The sequence below is a fragment of the Enterococcus sp. AZ163 genome (assembly GCF_050498925.1).
Lineage (GTDB): Bacteria > Bacillota > Bacilli > Lactobacillales > Enterococcaceae > Enterococcus_A > Enterococcus_A ferrettii.
The window spans coordinates 580,009-597,066 of record NZ_JBIPAO010000003.1 but is presented as its reverse complement, the minus strand read 5'-3'; the positions used below and the strand labels follow the sequence as shown (position 1 = coordinate 597,066).

General features: G+C 38.2%; 20 protein-coding genes. 4 read left to right on the top strand and 16 right to left on the bottom strand.

The window, feature by feature from the left end; all coding sequences use genetic code 11:
* Positions 1-311: 311 nt before the first annotated feature.
* A complete protein-coding gene (locus IGI46_RS24485; protein WP_429965303.1) occupies positions 312-986 on the top strand; it encodes an HAD family hydrolase in 675 nt (224 codons plus the stop codon).
* Between the two features lie 804 nt (positions 987-1,790).
* A complete protein-coding gene (locus tag IGI46_RS24480) occupies positions 1,791-2,588 on the top strand; it encodes an alpha/beta hydrolase (protein WP_429965304.1) in 798 nt (265 codons plus the stop codon).
* Between the two features lie 420 nt (positions 2,589-3,008).
* Here IGI46_RS24480 and IGI46_RS24475 read toward each other — a convergent pair whose 3' ends face one another.
* The 5 genes from IGI46_RS24475 to IGI46_RS24455 are packed head-to-tail and all read right to left on the bottom strand — an operon-like array spanning position 3,009 to position 6,891.
* Positions 3,009-3,842: an alpha/beta fold hydrolase gene (locus IGI46_RS24475; RefSeq protein WP_429965305.1), complete on the bottom strand. Its 834-nt coding sequence runs from the start codon at positions 3,840-3,842 to the stop codon at positions 3,009-3,011.
* A 35-nt stretch (positions 3,843-3,877) separates the two neighbouring features.
* Entirely contained in the window at positions 3,878-4,642 is a 765-nt protein-coding gene (locus IGI46_RS24470) for an ABC transporter permease (protein WP_429965306.1), read from the bottom strand.
* Positions 4,639-5,559 carry an ATP-binding cassette domain-containing protein gene (locus IGI46_RS24465; RefSeq protein WP_429965307.1) on the bottom strand — a complete coding sequence of 307 codons (921 nt, stop codon included), beginning with the start codon at positions 5,557-5,559 and terminating at the stop codon, positions 4,639-4,641. Before IGI46_RS24465 ends, IGI46_RS24470 begins: the two co-directional genes overlap by 4 nt.
* Positions 5,556-5,771 carry a PLDc N-terminal domain-containing protein gene (locus tag IGI46_RS24460; RefSeq protein WP_207704908.1) on the bottom strand — a complete coding sequence of 72 codons (216 nt, stop codon included), beginning with the start codon at positions 5,769-5,771 and terminating at the stop codon, positions 5,556-5,558. The genes IGI46_RS24465 and IGI46_RS24460 overlap by 4 nt, the downstream gene beginning before the upstream one ends.
* Positions 5,764-6,891, bottom strand: coding sequence for a helix-turn-helix domain-containing protein (locus IGI46_RS24455; protein ID WP_429965308.1), 1,128 nt, complete (start codon positions 6,889-6,891; stop codon positions 5,764-5,766). Before IGI46_RS24455 ends, IGI46_RS24460 begins: the two co-directional genes overlap by 8 nt.
* 165 nt (positions 6,892-7,056) lie before the next feature.
* On the opposite strand from IGI46_RS24455, the gene IGI46_RS24450 reads away from it, so the two are divergent.
* Positions 7,057-7,797, top strand: coding sequence for a class I SAM-dependent methyltransferase (locus IGI46_RS24450; RefSeq protein ID WP_429965309.1), 741 nt, complete (start codon positions 7,057-7,059; stop codon positions 7,795-7,797).
* Here the strand turns inward: IGI46_RS24450 and IGI46_RS24445 are convergent.
* From IGI46_RS24445 to IGI46_RS24400, 10 genes are all read right to left on the bottom strand, one after another.
* A complete protein-coding gene (locus tag IGI46_RS24445) occupies positions 7,764-8,579 on the bottom strand; it encodes a formate/nitrite transporter family protein (protein WP_429965310.1) in 816 nt (271 codons plus the stop codon). The two genes, IGI46_RS24450 and IGI46_RS24445, sit on opposite strands and share 34 nt — an antisense overlap.
* A 64-nt stretch (positions 8,580-8,643) precedes the next feature.
* Positions 8,644-8,862: a hypothetical protein gene (locus tag IGI46_RS24440; RefSeq protein ID WP_429965311.1), complete on the bottom strand. Its 219-nt coding sequence runs from the start codon at positions 8,860-8,862 to the stop codon at positions 8,644-8,646.
* 111 nt (positions 8,863-8,973) lie between these two features.
* Entirely contained in the window at positions 8,974-9,174 is a 201-nt protein-coding gene (locus IGI46_RS24435) for a cold-shock protein (protein WP_207704912.1), read from the bottom strand.
* A gap of 539 nt (positions 9,175-9,713) precedes the next feature.
* Positions 9,714-10,175, bottom strand: coding sequence for a PTS sugar transporter subunit IIA (locus IGI46_RS24430; protein ID WP_429965312.1), 462 nt, complete (start codon positions 10,173-10,175; stop codon positions 9,714-9,716).
* Between the two features lie 380 nt (positions 10,176-10,555).
* A complete protein-coding gene (locus tag IGI46_RS24425; protein ID WP_429965313.1) occupies positions 10,556-11,269 on the bottom strand; it encodes a hypothetical protein in 714 nt (237 codons plus the stop codon).
* Entirely contained in the window at positions 11,266-11,748 is a 483-nt protein-coding gene (locus IGI46_RS24420) for a hypothetical protein (RefSeq protein WP_429965314.1), read from the bottom strand. Before IGI46_RS24420 ends, IGI46_RS24425 begins: the two co-directional genes overlap by 4 nt.
* A complete protein-coding gene (locus IGI46_RS24415; protein WP_429965315.1) occupies positions 11,721-11,945 on the bottom strand; it encodes a hypothetical protein in 225 nt (74 codons plus the stop codon). Before IGI46_RS24415 ends, IGI46_RS24420 begins: the two co-directional genes overlap by 28 nt.
* Complete coding sequence (locus IGI46_RS24410) at positions 11,942-12,787, bottom strand: ABC transporter ATP-binding protein (protein ID WP_429965316.1); 846 nt, start codon at positions 12,785-12,787, stop codon at positions 11,942-11,944. The genes IGI46_RS24415 and IGI46_RS24410 overlap by 4 nt, the downstream gene beginning before the upstream one ends.
* 78 nt (positions 12,788-12,865) lie before the next feature.
* On the bottom strand, positions 12,866-13,453 hold the full coding sequence (locus IGI46_RS24405; RefSeq protein WP_429965317.1) for a TetR/AcrR family transcriptional regulator: 588 nt from the start codon (positions 13,451-13,453) through the stop codon (positions 12,866-12,868).
* Between the two features lie 97 nt (positions 13,454-13,550).
* On the bottom strand, positions 13,551-14,000 hold the full coding sequence (locus IGI46_RS24400) for a hypothetical protein (protein ID WP_429965318.1): 450 nt from the start codon (positions 13,998-14,000) through the stop codon (positions 13,551-13,553).
* 141 nt (positions 14,001-14,141) lie between these two features.
* Between IGI46_RS24400 and IGI46_RS24395 the strand changes: the two genes are divergently transcribed.
* Positions 14,142-15,053: a DUF2268 domain-containing protein gene (locus tag IGI46_RS24395; RefSeq protein ID WP_429965319.1), complete on the top strand. Its 912-nt coding sequence runs from the start codon at positions 14,142-14,144 to the stop codon at positions 15,051-15,053.
* A gap of 80 nt (positions 15,054-15,133) precedes the next feature.
* On the opposite strand, the gene yjeM is transcribed toward IGI46_RS24395, so the two are convergent.
* The gene (gene yjeM, locus IGI46_RS24390) at positions 15,134-16,615 is read right to left on the bottom strand and encodes a glutamate/gamma-aminobutyrate family transporter YjeM (RefSeq protein ID WP_207704927.1); all 1,482 of its coding nucleotides are present in this window, start codon (positions 16,613-16,615) and stop codon (positions 15,134-15,136) included.
* Positions 16,616-17,058: the final 443 nt, after the last annotated feature.

Genomic DNA, 17,058 nt, shown 5'->3' with positions numbered 1-17,058 from the left:
CAAAATAATTCTTAAGGAATACAAGTCAGTACTAAGAATAGGAAAGAAAAAAGCTGAGACTTCTTGTTCAGACGTGTCGTATAAGAAGGATGTCTAACTTGACAGTTTTTATGTGACTACAATTCTCTTTTAAAAGATGGATAATTAACATAAGATCATAATCGTCTGTCGAGCAGTGAGTTCGATGATTGTTTTAGAAGCTACATAATGTTGTGGGGTAAACTGATGTCCTCTCGCCTATTCACGTGGGTTATTCCTTTAGTGTTTGGGACGTGATACACTATAAGAAAATGTGACTGAAGGAGATCCTTATGAAGTGTGTGATATTCGATATGGACGGTACCTTAATCAATTCAGAAAGTATCTATTATTCTGTCTGGAGCGAATTAGTTGAACAGGAAAATTATGCTTTGTCTAAAAAGTTTTATAAAAATATTTTAGGTTGTCCCACGGATCAAATCCAAGAATTATTCTTGAATTATTTTGGATCCGCTTTCCCTTTTGAGAAACTTTTTGCTAGCTTTATGGAGAAAAGAAACGAGCTGATTCAAACCGGCAGCTTCGATTTGACTGCTGGTGTGCGAGAATTTCTTGATCATTGTCATTCATCAAATATTACCTGTGGGGTAGCCACCTCCTCTCACAAGGAAGAGGCTCTATGTCTATTAGAGAAGATGGGAATTTATAACGACTTCTCCTTTTTTTCATTTGGTGATGAAGTGACACAGGGAAAACCAAGTCCAGAAATTTTCGAACTAGCCGTTCATCGTTCGGGAACCACTAAAGAGCAAACAATTGTTTTTGAAGATTCGAAGAATGGACTTTTAGCAGCTCATTATGCAAATCTGCCTGTTTTTTTAGTGAATGACTTCATCTCTTTAGAACCCAATCATGAAAAATTGTCTACTTACTCTTTCAAAAACTTTTTACAAGTCATGGAGAATTTAGAGCGCTTGAACATACCTGCAGATTCGATACAGTATTAATTTTTAGAATGATTGTGTCTAATAGACTTTAAATTGTATTGAAGGTGCCGACTGAAATAATAAAGATATAGTGCTTAAACTAGTTTTTAGTTACACACTTTGTATCTTGAACCGAAAATAATTGCCTTCTCATTTTTATTGAGTATAACTAAGTTGAATGATCTAGGTCCGCTGTATTTTGTTTAAAACGGGGGATGGATATGGTGTAAGAATATAAGCAGGCTTATTGAGTGAAGTCATTAATACGATGGTTCCAATTTTACCGAGATACCTTGTATCTATAGAGTAATTGAGATGGCGGAGATTCAGCATACTAGCCTTGTTTATGTATATCATGAATTTACGCGGGCAATTTAGTAGGAATATATTCTACTTGGAATACGAATGATTATTGAAGCTGTATTTACGTTCTCCAACTAGTGAGCCTATCCTTTTGGACATTCACAACTTTTTCGTCGTCAACCCGTAAAGTAATCTTCTTGCGTTTTGCAGCATGAATGCAACATGATTTGCATATTTCACTAATCAGTTTTAAGTATGATTCTGATTAGCAAATAAAGAACCCCGTAAAGTTTATTAGTTTTTTATAAGTCCTTATCATTCAACAAAAACTGTTACAACATAGCCTATTATAATAGCGATATCTTTATCAAAGCTATCGGTAATAGCATCAGACTTCATTACTTTAACGGCTAAGATAATTTACACTTTTCACTGAAAGACAGCAGTTCGTTAGGCATTGTTTTGACCAATAGTTATTCTTGGTACTCAAAATTTATTTTAATCAGCAAAGGAGAGTGTTTTATGAAACTAAAGACCATTGAATTACCAGCTTTTTGTGCAACAGTTGATCTGTACCTGCGGAACAATGTTTCCCATGGTAAGGATCTGCTTCCAGCGGTAATTATTTGTCCGGGTGGTGGGTATCAAATGATATCTGATCGTGAATCTGAGCCGATTGCTTTAGCTTTCCTATCTCATGGCTATCATACTTTGGTGATTAACTACCCAGTACTGGCCAAAAATGAAACGATCACACCTGATTATTTAGATAACAATACACGATTGCTAGCTGATATTTTCAAAGAGATTGAAGACAAGCAGGACAAATGGAAGATTGATCCTAATGCCGTCTTTCTTTTAGGTTGCTCTGCGGGTGGTCACATGGCTTCGCTTTATGCTGGTCAATGGCAAAAAGTGGCAAAAACAAAGAATCTTAGTCACTCGAAGCCTTTAGGTAATGTGCTTTGTTATCCAGTCATAGGCTTTGACTACGGTTGGCCAAATGCGAGTGGATTAGAGTCTGAGCTTTTGAAAGCTTATGATGCCGCTGCCCATATCAATGCTGAAACACCTGATACTTTCATCTGGCACACAGTCAATGATAGCTTAATATCTGTTTTACATTCATTAAAATACTGCGAGGGCTTAACCAAGCAAACAATTCCTTTTGAAGGTCATTTTTTTGAAAATGGACGTCACGGACTCTCACTGTCTACAAGAGCTTCTGCTGAATCAAAAAAAGGAGAACAAATTAATCAGCCCGTTGCTAAATGGCTGCCGCTTTGTGTGGAATGGATGGAGCGAAGGTTGAATTACTAATGTGTTAGACTGCAAAAAAAACGATAGAGGAGAATGCTAGGTGTGAAGATGTTTTTTTGCTTCACACCTATTTTTATTATGAATGAACAAGTTCAGCTGAAGCCACAGGTTCTGCAAACGAATGCTGCTGTCTTTTTATTCATCCATCGAAAATAGTCGATACGTCACTTTTTTTCTAAACAGGTTTATTAGAGGACCGATCAATAAAGCTAGTAAAACAGTTCCAAAGTTGATAGGCCCTCCCAAAATAAAGGCTGCCAATGCAACAAATGTGTCAATAATCATTCTGAAAGTAAAGGTGTTTTTCTTGATTCGTTCCCTAATTATAAAAGATAAATAATTATGTTATACGCATAAATAAGCCATATTTACATTCAAAAAAGCTGACTGAGTGAGCTGTTAGCCCATTCAGTCAGCTTTCTAATTCACAAACTCCTCAATCGCCTTTGCAACCCTTTCCGGCTCTTCGTTATGCACATAGTGACCACAATTTAATTCAAGAAATTCTGTTTGTTGATTAGCAGCAAAATATTCCTTGTGGATCTTACCCCAGCTTGGAATTTTCTTTAAATTGTTTTTGTCGTCGGCAAGAATACATAAGACCGATATCTGAGGACAAGCGCCAGCTGCTACTTTTTTTGCATTTGCCTTCACGTAGTTTATTTCGCTCACCATGTTTTTGCTAAGAAGTTGCTGAGCAGTAATTTGCTTCATATCGTCCTGCTCTTCTTTGGTCAGCAATCTTTTTTTTACTGCTGAATGACTTCTGACCATTGCGGTAGTGATTGGTCGCCGTAGTATTTGTCCGATACGAACTGTGAGACCAAAAGCTTTTGGCAGTGCCATTTCTTCATAAGCGGCAGGAACAGCCATATCCAACCCAATGATGGCCGAGACTTCCTCTCGATATTTTTGTGCCCAATAAATGGCTTCTAACCCTGACATAGAGTGAGCAGCGGGAATAAATGGTCCGCTGATACCCGCCTGTTTTAAAGCTTCACGGGTTTCTTCCAATAAGGTATCGACATCTCGTGGTTTTTCGGTAATCTCGCTCCATCCATAGCCTGGGCGTTCAACAACAGCGATAGAATAGTCCTTCTTCAACAATTGCCACAGGGCCTTAAAATCATAAGTCGGACAAGCAGTGCCAGAACCGGCTAACAGAACGATTGTTGGTCGAAGAGGACCAGCAGCTTGATAATAAACGTGCATTTGGTGCTGATTAACAGTAACTAGCTTGCCTGGTATCTTCATCTTATCTCCCTACATGTTATCTTTTTTCAAGTATACTATAGTTTCTTGCGGTTTAGAATTAAGATTCCGCAGCCGACAAAGGAAAGAAACAGAACGGTTGAGATAATCATCGCAGGCAAATAAAATTCCAGCTCACTACTTTTTTGTAAAACAGTCATATTTTCCGTAATCAAGCTAAGTGGGTTGTATTCTTTAGCTTTATCAAAAATTTGTAAAATGAACAGAATGACGACAAATCCTCCCACCATTAATAGTCCTTCATAGCTATTTCGAGAAGCGGCTGATGCAGCCAGAATTACTCCAACTAATAAGATACCGAAGAGCCACATTGGAAAAACAGCGAACCAAACATGAGGACTCTTATTATCAGGGAAATAATATAAGGTATAGCCCCAAGTCACAAAAAAAGCAATACTAATGCAGAATGTCCACTGAACCATCAAAAATATAGCCTTACTTAAGACTACCGAAGTCCGATTCAGACCTTTAGTTACTAAATTTACTAGCGTGCCGCGGCTAACCTCTTGGCTGATGGTTCCATTAGCCAAAAGCACCATTACAACTAAGCCCATCTGAGAAATATTTTTGTAGAACTGGGTCCAAGAATCAATGGAAGTAGGGGCTGGGATTGCCCCTGCTATCGCCTCTCCCATAGTACTTTTAATGATTTCCGGTAAAAACTTAGCCATTAAGGGATTCATTACACCAAAAATTAGAAAAACAATTGCGAGGATCCAAAGCTTGGAGGTACGCCAGCTTTCAAGGAATTCCTTTTTGGTAAAGTAAATCATCGCTCTCATTTGACCACCTCCAAAAATATATCTTCTAGAGTTGGTTCAATCTTCTTCAAGGAAATCGGCAGCATGTTTACCTGAACCAAATAGTTGAAAATCGCTTGAACTGACTCTTGGTAATCGCCCGTATAAGTTAAAGTAATTGTTTGTTGGTTTGGATTTTCTACAGCGATGATTGAAGGCAGTTGCCCTAGCTGTTTTAACAGACTGCTTTTCACTTCATCAGCTAACACAACTTCAATTTTATTTTGAGCATATTGTGCCTTCAACTCTGGTAAAGAAGTACAAATTTTCAGCTTTCCCTCGTCCAAAATTCCTACATAATCACAAATTCGTTCCACATCACTAAGAATATGGGTGGAGAATAAGATTGTCACTCGTCCCTTCAAAGAAGCTAACAACTCCAAAAACTCATTGCGTCCACTGGGATCCAAAGCAGAAGTTGGTTCATCACAAATCAATAACTCCGGATCGTTTAACAAAGCTTGGGCTATTCCTAACCGTTGCTTCATGCCGCGAGAAAAACCCTTGATTCTTCCTTTATGAGTCTCTAAGCCCACTAATCGTAGTATTTCCGGAACTTTCTTTTTTAACTTTGTTTTTTTCATTCCGGTTAGTTCACCACAAAGTGTTAAATATTCGTTAGCCGACATATAAGGATAAAATGCTGGTACATCTGGCAGGTAGCCAGTATATCGATTGGTACGCGTGTTGCCAAAGCTGACTTTTTCACCCTTAACCAAAATATTTCCGCTATCAGCTTCCTCTAAACCCAAGATCATTTTCATAGTGGTCGTTTTGCCAGCACCATTTTCGCCAACAAAGCCAAATAGCGATCCGTCAGGTACAACCAGATTTAATCGATCCAATACTTGTGTAGCACCAAAGCTCTTGGATATTTGCTGGATTTCCAGAATGCTCATTGCTCATCGCCTCTTCCAAAGGCAAAGTAAACCACTGGCCCGATTATTTGAATAATGACTACGATAAAAATCCATAAGACACGATTACCAAATCGGTAATGAGGATGCTTCAATACATGGATCAATGCCGTAATCGTCAGTACCAATTCTAGTAAAATCAACGGCAATAGCAAAGCTAAATTATCCATAAAAAATTGCCAATTATTATTCATTGTGTTTCCTCCTTAATTGCTCTAGTCTCTGAAAAATTTGTTGCACACGCTCCTGATCCTTTAATTCTTGAATCATTGGATTAAGTAGAACAATCTCGATCAATTGTTCTCTCACCATCATCGAATTGCGCGGCAGCTGATTGCCGGTTTCCAGCGATTCAAACCATACATCAAGCTGGTCAAAATAATCATCACCATGTAAGACTGCTGGAAATTTTGTGTTTTCTAAGACCGTTAGCCACTCATTCAATAGTTCCAGTGCTGCCGTTTCCTTATGCTGTTGAATGAGACAATGAACAGCTGACAACTGGAAATTCATTAAACTGATAGGATTTAACTGACCCAAATCAAAGATCGCCACAAATTGTTGTGCCCGCTTGATTGTCTCCTTCATTTTTTCAGGTTGATCAATTAGAAAATGTAAATAATTCGTGAACAGACTCATCACCACGGTAACATATTGATACAAAGCACTTTGCATCGTTTCTACGGAACGCTCATTTCGGCCTTTCATCTGAAAAGCCGCTGCAATCATACTTTCAATCGGAAAATTAACAGGGGTATGCTCACCTAGGATTTCCAAAACCTGATCTGGCTCCTGTAGGGTTAACAGCACATAAGCCTCAAAACGAGAGGCTTCGATAATTAATTCAGGCTCTTTTGCTTGTGTACGTACATGGACAAACAGATCCAGTGCTTCTTTCAAATAGACTTGCTGCTTTTCTTTTTGATTTTTGCCTGGTAATTTATCGAAATGATTGATAATTAACATGCCCATCTGCAGCACCAATGGATAACAAGAATAATAACGGCGGACAAAGCTTTGCACTGAAGCTAACACCTCCTCTGACGACTTGGTTTCAAAGGATTTCTTCAAAGAGATATAAATATGTTGGATCTCCTTCGTGCTTAACTGTGGTTCATAATTCAATAATTCGTCAATACTAATATCAAAATAGGCAGCCAATAAAGGCAACGAAGTAATATCCGGATAGGTTTGACCAGTTTCCCACTTTGAAACCGATGCTTTTGAAACACTCATAAATTCTGCCAGCTCCTGCTGGGTAATCCTCTTTTCTTTACGTTTTTCAGCGATGACCGAACCAAGGTTCATGCGCATACCATCACGTCCTTTCACTTTAATTGTAGAGGTTCATAGACATACATTCAATGGAGTGGTTGTTAACTTCTATATCAAATAATCAACTTTTGCGATACTTTTGCAAATTCAATAGCTTTTTAGACGATTTATTGGGATAATTGCCAAAAATGGAGGGAACTGCTGATGGAGTGGAATGCACAGAATTATCAAAAGAATCATGACTTTGTTTTTCAATATGGAGCAGATTTGCTGGAACTGCTGCCAAAATTTTCAATGAATATTTTAGATGTTGGCTGTGGAACTGGTGAGCTGAGCCACCAAATGACAGAATTAGGGCACCAGGTGTTGGGAATTGACGCTTCACCTAATATGATTCAGCAGGCTCAAACACAATTTCCAGGTGAGAACTTTCTGGTAGCAAATGCCTTGACCTTTGAAACTTCTCAACCCTATGATGTTTTATTTTCCAATGCGGCTTTGCATTGGATTACTGATCATGAAAAGTTATTGAGTCAGTTTCAGCGTCTAGTAAAAGCTGAAGGTCTTCTCATTTGTGAATTTGGCGGAGCGGGAAATGTTAGGAAGCTTACTAGTGCTTTTCAAGCAGAACTTGAAAAGCTTGGGAAAAACTATCAGTCTCCTTTCTTTTTCCCATCCTGTGAGGAATATCAGCCGATGCTGGAGGCTCATGGTTTTCAAGTGCATCTACTGCAAGAGTACGATCGTTCCACTCCCTTGAAGGGTTCGGAAGGATTGAGAAACTGGTTGAAGCAATTTTTCGCTAGTGATTTAGCTGCGTTATCGGAAGTAGAACAAGAACGAGTCTTGTCAGAAGTGGAAGCTACTTTGGAAGACAGCTGCTGGAAGGAGACTTATTGGGAGGCAGATTATCATCGGATTCGAATAGTGGCGGAGAAAAAATAAAGCAAAAAGCAGTCAACTAACCCGCTGGTTACTTGGCTGCTTCGTTTTGTTTCTCGGGAACTAAAATATAGCGGTAACGCCAGCAAACCAGCGCCACCAACTACGTTCCCTAAAATTGATAGGGAAATGCTCTCAAAAATCAATTTCCAATTCAATACCGATGGATCAACTAATATTTGCATTACGTAAAGTCCAATATTGGCAATACAGTGATCAAATCCACAAAGAACAAAGATCATTATCGTCAGCAGCATAATAACTGTTTTGGCTAACTCATCTTTCATCTTCAAGGCCGTATATGTTGCAATGCAGACAATCAAGTTGCAGAGAACTGATTTGATAAAAAGACTGATTAAGGTGAAATCTTGTTTAGCATAAACTAAACTTTTTAAATAGGGGTATATCAATGAATCTAGCGATTTGCTTTGGATGAACAAAAAGCCAAACAACAGCACGTCCACCGAGTTTACGAATAGACAAACCACCCATAATTTTACCAACTGAGACAGGGTTTGACTGTGATTAATCAATGGAAAAGCTGTGGTTAGACAATTACCGGTGAACAGTTCACCATTGAGAAAAACAATCAGCACAAAGGTTAGACCAAAGAACATCGCAAAAGCAATTTTTGCCAAAGCGGGATGGAGCATGTTGACCGTACTAGCTAGGGCTAAAGAAAGAGTCATAGCAATTCCTAGATAAACACCAGCCATAACCGATTTAGCAAAAAATTTCCCTGGTACAGCAGCAAAAAAGAGTAAATTTACTACTGCGGTGCTCATAATTAACATGAAAGAATAAAAAAAGGTTATCTAATTCGCTTAGACGAATTAGATAACCTGTTGTCTATTTAATTAATAGTTTTCCATAGCTAATCACAGTTTTTTCATTTTGATCATTGCGATTGGGTGATTCATCGATACTGACAATTGCCGAATTCACTAGCAACACTTGTACTTTTCCATGACAGGTCACTTTGTTGTACACAAATGATACCTCTTGCCCTTCGTCAAATGCCTGACTCTTATCTGATGCTTCGGTCTTTTTCCATCCATTGAATCCCATTCACTTATCCCCTTTTCTTTATAAAAAAATTATGGTTCAAAAACAAACTGTTGACAATATTGGAAAAAAGAAGCGACCCAACCGTTTGGATCGCTTCTGACTGGATTTAAATTAGTTTTTGATGATGTTCGTTGCTTGTAAGCCGCGTTGGCCTTCTTCGACGTCGAAAGTCACTGCTTGACCTTCGTCTAAAGTTTTAAAGCCGTCTCCTTCGATAGCTGAGAAGTGTGCGAACACATCTTGTCCGTTATCTTGAGTAATAAAGCCAAATCCTTTATCTGCATTAAACCATTTCACTGTACCTGTATTCATGTGTGTATCCTCCTAGTGCTTTTTGCACAATTAATTTTTTTGCAATACCTTGCTGCTAAAAAAGAAGAATGACAACACCCATACGAATGAAATGACTCTTTGATTTAAACGACAAATCTACTACATTTATCACTATACACGCTTTAAGCAGCAATGTATATCTAACTCCCCTTTTAAAACGAATAAAGAGTCTAACTTACACGTTTCTTAATGTTTGATGATAAAATCTTCATTTTTAGGCAAATAGCAATAGGTTGCAAGCTATTCACGATAAAGAGTAGTTGGCGAGTTTAAGGAACTCGCTTTTCAGTTCTGATTTTTATTGGAAATGCCCTCTTTGATCAACGCTTAATTGAATAATTCTAAATTCCAATAGAAGCGTTCCATATTCAACAAGCTAAAGCCTTTTATCACTTTCTTAGTTGATCAAAGAATAAACCTAGCATTTCTTTAGATACCTATTATCTTATCGTAATCAATTCACTTAAAATTAGAAAGTAAATGTAAAAAAGACAGTCATTCTGACCGTCTTTCTTCTATTATAACTCTGCCACTACATCGCCTTGATTAGATAAGTCGAACTTCTCTTTTTCAGCTTTGTCTAAGCTTGGGAAAATCACCATCACATCGGTACCTTTTCCTGCGGCTTTAATTGAGTCGAAATCAACAGTTGCGAGTTTTTGCTGCGCAATTACTTTATCTCCAGCCTTAACAACAATGTCAAAGCCTTCTCCATTCAATTCCACCGTGTCAGTTCCAATATGGATCAGAATTTCTAAGCCTTTGTCCCCTTTAATTGTTAATGCATGCTTTGTCGGAAAAACGCTGTCAATTGTTCCGTTGATTGGTGAGACGATTTCACTTGAATCCGGTTGAACAGCAAAGCCTATGCCCATCATCTCACTGGAAAATACTTCATCCGCTACTTCCTGCAATGAAACAACTTTTCCAGAAACTGGTTGATAAATTGGTATTTTTTTCTTGAATAACTTGTTAAACAAAAAAATCTCCTCCTGGTTGTCCTATTGTGAAACCTATTGGACTATTTAAATAGCTGCAGAAAATCATGGGTTGAAGAACCTTAGCCAGGCTCAACACAAAGTCATAATTCTCTTATTCTTAATAATAACGCATTTTTATCTTTTGCGACATAATTTCATAGAAAAAAGAAGAACTTTCGACAGTACTTAACATTCACAATAAAACACTTTTTTTCGGAGGAAACTCAGCCATGGTAGTACTCAAAACCATTAAACAACGTTTAGAGACTGTATCTATCCAGTTGGATAAAGGAATAAAAGCGAATCTTGCTTTGAATACAACATAGCTGATCAGTTTAGAACCCTTCAACTTTCACCATTCACGATAATAACTTTCGATCTTATCGAAGCTTCGCTGCAAAACGGCGGAAGAGTAAACATATGAAAAATACATTGATAGTCAGAGAGAGGATTAGAAATAGAATCTGACCTTCGATAACAAATTTTGCTACCCAAAACGAGGGCATTGCCGCAAATAAATAGGACAGCTGGTCAGAAAGAAAATAAGGAGCAAACAATCCAACTGTGATTAAGGATGTCACCTTACCGATAGCCATTCCCTCTACTTTATTTGAAGAAAGCGCAACGATCATTAAAGCAACTACTAATCCGTGAACTGCCCCAAACACACTGAATGCCAAAATAATAGAAGGTTTCAACTCCGTAATACTAAAATAAGATGTAACGAAAAGATTCAACGGAATAGCAATCAATGTCATTATTCCCAGTCTCGAAATTAGATATCCTTTTTTCCCTAAAGGTGTGATTGCCAGATACCGAACAATCCCATCGTCAGCTTCTTCCAATATAATCAAGGCCACGACAAAGCTCAAAATGGTCGGTGTTAGCAAGCTGAGCAATACATCCACTAATTGATAATAAGGTGCCAAAATGACCGGCACAGAGAAAAAATTTGTTAGATAGCTTTCAGCAACTGGCAAACCAAAATGAAAGATTGTCCCAGCTAAAAAAGGAACAAAAAGCATGATCAATAATAAAGAATCGTTTCTTAGCTGCCTCATTATATGCAGGAAGCCAGTGTGGATTGCAGTCATATTTTCGCCCCCCCTATCGTTTGCCACATTCTTGAAGTACTTTTTTGTGCAGCGGCAAATAGTATGAAAGATAAAAGCAACAGTCGACTAAAATCATAGCTCAAACTTGAGCTGCTTTCGTTAATCAATGCGATTGCCCCACATAGCGGATGCAGTGTTAACCAGGAAAATGGTTCAAACAAATAAACTAGAGGTGGAACAAAGCAAATTATTTCTAGCGGAACAATCGCAAACATGTAGTGGTTTAGACTACTGATTTTTGCTCCCACAATCAAGCCTAGCAAAGAAAAAATTAACGAAGTAACCATTGTAGCTGCAGCGATCATCAATAAATTTCCCAGCCCACCAATTATCGCTAACACTAAGGAAGAAACCACTGAGATCACACATAAAGAACAAATCTTTGCTATTAAGTAATCCCGCACATTCACAGGAGAAACAGCCAGAGCATTTAAAACTCGTTGACTTTTCTCCAGCAAGATAATTGCTCCATAAAAACCAGTCCCAAAGCAGCGGGATCAGAATAAATCATCGCCACTGCTGCTTTGGCTCGCCACGCTTGCGGTAACAAAAGCAAAAGAACTACATATGAAAAAGTAACTATTCCATACAATAAATAAAACCCATGAATCACTTGAAACTTAATGTCTCCCAAAAACAACCGCCATATTCTCATACCAGCTGCCTCCCAGTTACTTCAATAAATATATCGCTTAAGTCAGGCTCACTGCTATGGACAGAAGTTAATTGCTTTTCCCGCATCAGCTGAGCAAACAATTGATCTTCAGATAAATCCTCCAGCAAACACGAATTCTTTTTTTCTCCTTCGTCAAAATAAGTATAGTGAACTTTTGCTGCTCCTTTTTGCATAATCATATGCTGAGGAGTATCCAATGCCGCAATCTCACCATTAACAATAAACGCAACCCGGTCACACAATTCCGCAGCATCTGTCATATTGTGTGTTGTTAACAAAATAGTTTTTCCTTGTGCCTTCTCAGCCAATATCATGTCCTTCATCATTCTACTATTGGTAGGATCAAGCCCACTAGTGGGTTCATCCAAAAACAAAATGGCTGGGTCATGAATGAGCGCTTTGACAAAATTTATTCTAGAACGCATCCCCTTAGAATACTCGACAATTCGCTTGTCTGCATCATTTGCTAACCCAATTTTTTCTAATAGCTCTTCCAACGGACGCGCTTGCTTGGAATATAGTGAACCGAAAAACGCCAAATTTTGTCGTGCTGTTAACTTCTCATACATTGTGGAATATTCAAAATCCACACCAATCGTTTCATAAAAGTGGTTGGGATGATTCTTACATTCCATATCTGCCAGCCGAACACTTCCCGAATAATTGGTGATTAAGTCCGTCAAAATTTTTTGTAGTGTAGATTTCCCAGCACATGACGGACCTAGAAAGCCAAAAATTTCTCCCTCGGCTACTTCAAAACTCATATTTTGTATAAAGGAAAGAGGAGTATAGCTAAGGGATAAATTTTTTACACTGATCATTTTAAAAACCTCCTTTTTGACCATTTTAGCTCTTTTGGTCAAATAAATTTTAAAAATTAGTACCTGCGCAAACAGATACTATTCGAACATTTGAATCACTAATCCTCGAATACATAAACGCAACGCTTCAAAAGCATGCACTTCACCGACTTCCCGTTTATAAAGCATCGTCACAAACAATCCGCGAAATGCTGCTGCATACCCATCAATTTTTTCTAAGGGTACTTCCAATAGAATAAAAATTGCTTCCACTGCATCAAAATCATCGGCCAAATGTGCTTGAAATACTTCATTAGGCAATTTACGATAAATTAAATCCAACTCTCCAGTGGTCATCATTCGCAGTAAGCCAAATTGATCAGCAAGCTTGAATAAATCCAAAAGCGCATCGGTAACTAGTTCAACATTGCGGATATCGGTTAAGTCGTCGATTAGTTTGACTAATTCCTTTTCGATTTGTTCATGCAAATCCAACAATGCCCGAAACAGCAGCTCTTCCTTCGAATCATAAAAAAGATAGAAAGTGCCTTTGGGAATCTGAACCCGTTTTACCAGTTCATCTACTGTGGTTCTTTTAACTCCAAAATTTGTGAGACAATACGCTGCTTCTTCCCGCAAGCGCTTATCAATAAATTTTCGCTCATCTTCTGAAAATACTTTCGGCACAATAAAACTCCTTTTTGACTAAATCGTTCTTCACAGTCAGCATAAATACAAAAGAAAAGCTTGTCAACGAAAAAAAGAAACGGCAAATTGCCATTTCTTACTCATAATCTTGCTCCGACAGTTGTTTCCAGCGAATCAGCGTCTTATTCACATAATTTAACACCATAATTTTGCGTTTTTCCTGTTCATTTGCATCTTTGCCCACCTGTTTAAATTGCTTTTGAAAATTTTTTAAACTATTAATCACTTCATCAATGGCAGCTTGGTCAATACCCGAAGAAGGGTCAGCTCGATTTTTCGTTAGTTTCTCAATGATTGCCGGTGTATGTTTCTCCAAATACGCAAAACCAAAACGCTTTGTATCATCTCGATAAGTCTTTAAAATAGTACTCGGCGGTTCAAAAGATACTTTAGCTGTTGGTTTAGAAACGGCTTTTTCCGGCTTTGATTTTCGTTTATGCCACCAATTAGTCAACAAAACAGCCACAATAAAAACAATCAGATTGGAGAATAAGCTCTCCGTCGTTAATAAATTATGTAGGTTCAAATCTTCACTTCCTTGGTGCTTATCATAGCAGGAAAAAGTTAAATGACAAAGATTATTTTGCAATAATTTGCTAAAAAAATCCCTTGACCTTCACGCAACGTCAACAGATATAGTAAAACTATAGAAATGGAGATGAAACAAATGAAGATTCAATGTGTTCGGGCCGATCACGTCTATCAAAAGATGATCGCAGCCTCCGTAGAAAAGCGCAACGACATTTATCGTTACGAACTGATGAAACCTTTTGAAAAGAAACTGGAAATTTATCGTATTCCCCTCAAAGCAAAGCAAGAGAACGGTTATGATGTCATCATGGCCAGCACTATGCTTGGATATATAGCTGCTGAAAAAATTGATGAGAGTCAAAAGGAAAATGTTTCCTTACTCTCACAAGATTCCTTTTGGCAAACCTGTCAGGAAGCGATTGAAGATGGATTGGGACGTTTTGAAGAAGCCAAAATTACTTTACCAGTGCAGGAATATCTTTATACGATTATGCTGGCTGATCCGCAAAGTCCCTACACCATTCTAAGTGATGGCTATTCTGGTGATGGTGGGATTCCTGGATATATTTGGGGAGCAATTAATCCCAACAGCTTCACCTTGGACCGGATGCCTGCTGCCTTAGCCCATGAGTGCAATCACAACGTTCGCTTCCAGTTTGTTGAGTGGCGGGATGATATTACTTTGGCTGAAATGATGGTTAGTGAAGGCTTAGCCGAAAACTATGCCACCTCCATTTATGGCAAAGAAAAACTCGGACCTTGGGTTAGTAAAGTTGATATGGAAACCCTAAACGATTACATTAAACCTTTAATTAAAGATGCAATGGATGTTTCTGGTATGGATAATTTAACCGCTTATCTTTATGGTGATGAGATCGCTAAGATGAACAATTATTTCCCAGTTGGCTTACCTTTTTGCGCAGGCTATGCTTGTGGATATTACATGATTGAACACTACTTGAAGAAGACCGGTAAAACAATTGTTGAAGCAACTATTTTACCGTCAGAAGAAATTTTAGAAGAGATTGCAGATTTTTGGGAAGAATAGAATTGGACGAAAAGAAGGCACAGGATTGCTCCTGTGCCCTTTATATTAAGAAATGGCAGATTTAACTGCTGATTCGTAATCTATTCTTTTTCACGTCGAGTGTAGTTGGAATAGAGAAGCATCCCAACAATAGTAAAGCCGATTGGCCCGGCGATCATCCACAAGGTGTCACGCACGCCGGCGCCTTCAATAATTGGTTGAAAAATCGTAAAAATATTTGCACCTAATACTAGTAAGAAAACAACTACACTGACAACCATTGTCATGCTTTTTGTTTTATATACTTCAAAGGTTTGAGGCATATTTTTCTGCTTGAACTTGGGAAACGCATAAATCAAGAACAAGTATGGCAAGGTCATTGATACGTTTGCCATCAAGGTTAGAATATTATAGAACGCTGATGGATCTGGTGTGGCAAATGACGCAATCAAGATAATCGCAACAACTATCGCACATTGTGCCCACATCGCATAAGACGGCATTCCGTTGTTGTTCAATTCAGTAAATTTTTTAGGCCATAGTTTCTTTGGCGTACCCATGATCAAGGTTTTTAATGGTGAGTAAGTCAAAGTAAAGAAGGCACCACTGTATGCCAAGAACATACCCAAACCAGTATAACGAGCGAACCAATTACCTAAACTGATTGCCGCAGATTGGCTCATGCCCAAAGCATTACCAAATTCAACACCCAAGTTATTCATCATAACATAACTGATGTTACCTAGGTTCGTTGAGTCCCCTGAAAGAACAGCATCCCAGTTTGTACTTACTCCCCACAAGAAGATACCTAGCGCATAACCAACTGAAATAACTAAAGCTGAAAATACAACCCCTTTAGGGAAAGTTTTTTCTGGATTTTGGGTTTTATCAACCATGCCCCCAACCGCTTCGATCCCACCATATGCGAAGATCGCAAATACCGCAAAACCGAGCAATCCGATCGGACTTTGGTAGCTAGGATTTGGAGAGTGTAAAATGTGGTCAAAAGGTTGTGCCAATTGGCCTCCTTTGATCACCAAAATAATGCCAGAAATAATAATTAATACAACGTTCAAGCTTGTTACGGCAATTCCACCAAGACTGGTGATTTTTACAATACCTTTGACCCCTTTAATGGATACCACAGTTACAATAACCATCCATAGACATGCGAGTAAACCCACCATTTGGGTAGAGTTTAATCCGAACATTCCTAATTTTTGGGTCTGATCACTGCCAGCAAATGCTGTAGTAAATGGAATCCATACTTTGGAAGAAGTCGATACCATCCAAACAACGTAAGAGGCAAACCACATAAATGTTCCAATGAAAGCGAACCGTGGTCCTACGCTGACTTCCAACCATTTGTACATTCCACTGTTCTCGCCTTTAATAGTTGAACCAAACTCTGCCATCATCAATGCAAACGGAATAAAGAATAAAATCGCTGCAACGACATAGAAGACGATTGATCCATAGCCCATCAAGTAAAAGGCGACTGGTCCATTGGCAAAGCCGAAAACTGAGGTAAAGATCATCAGGACCAGTGCTCCCAGTGTCATGCCCTTTTCTGCTTTGGACATTTCAATCACTCCATTTCGAATGTTTTTTAGTTGGGCGGCTAATTATATTGTGTAGAAAAATAAGTTCCAGTTCGTTATTGATTGAACAAGTACAATACAATAAAATAAGAGCTCCCAAATAAGACTTTACTCTGAAAAAAGACGTCCGGCAAGAATAGCGCTCATTGCTTTCTTAGACAAAAAAGCCGTTTTCTCATTGTTTTGAATCAATTAAATCAGAAAATAGAAAATTATAAAATAACAAATATATATATAAGATAATAATTGATATATTTTATTAAATTCTGCACAAAGACTTTGAAATACAAGAAACCACGTTATAGCAAATGATTATCTCACTTTTTTGTGCAAAATCTTAACTTGTATTATGAGAATTTATAGAATAGTTCCTTAAAAAAAACCATCTAAATGCCAGAAAAAACATGGGAAAATTTCGGATTCAT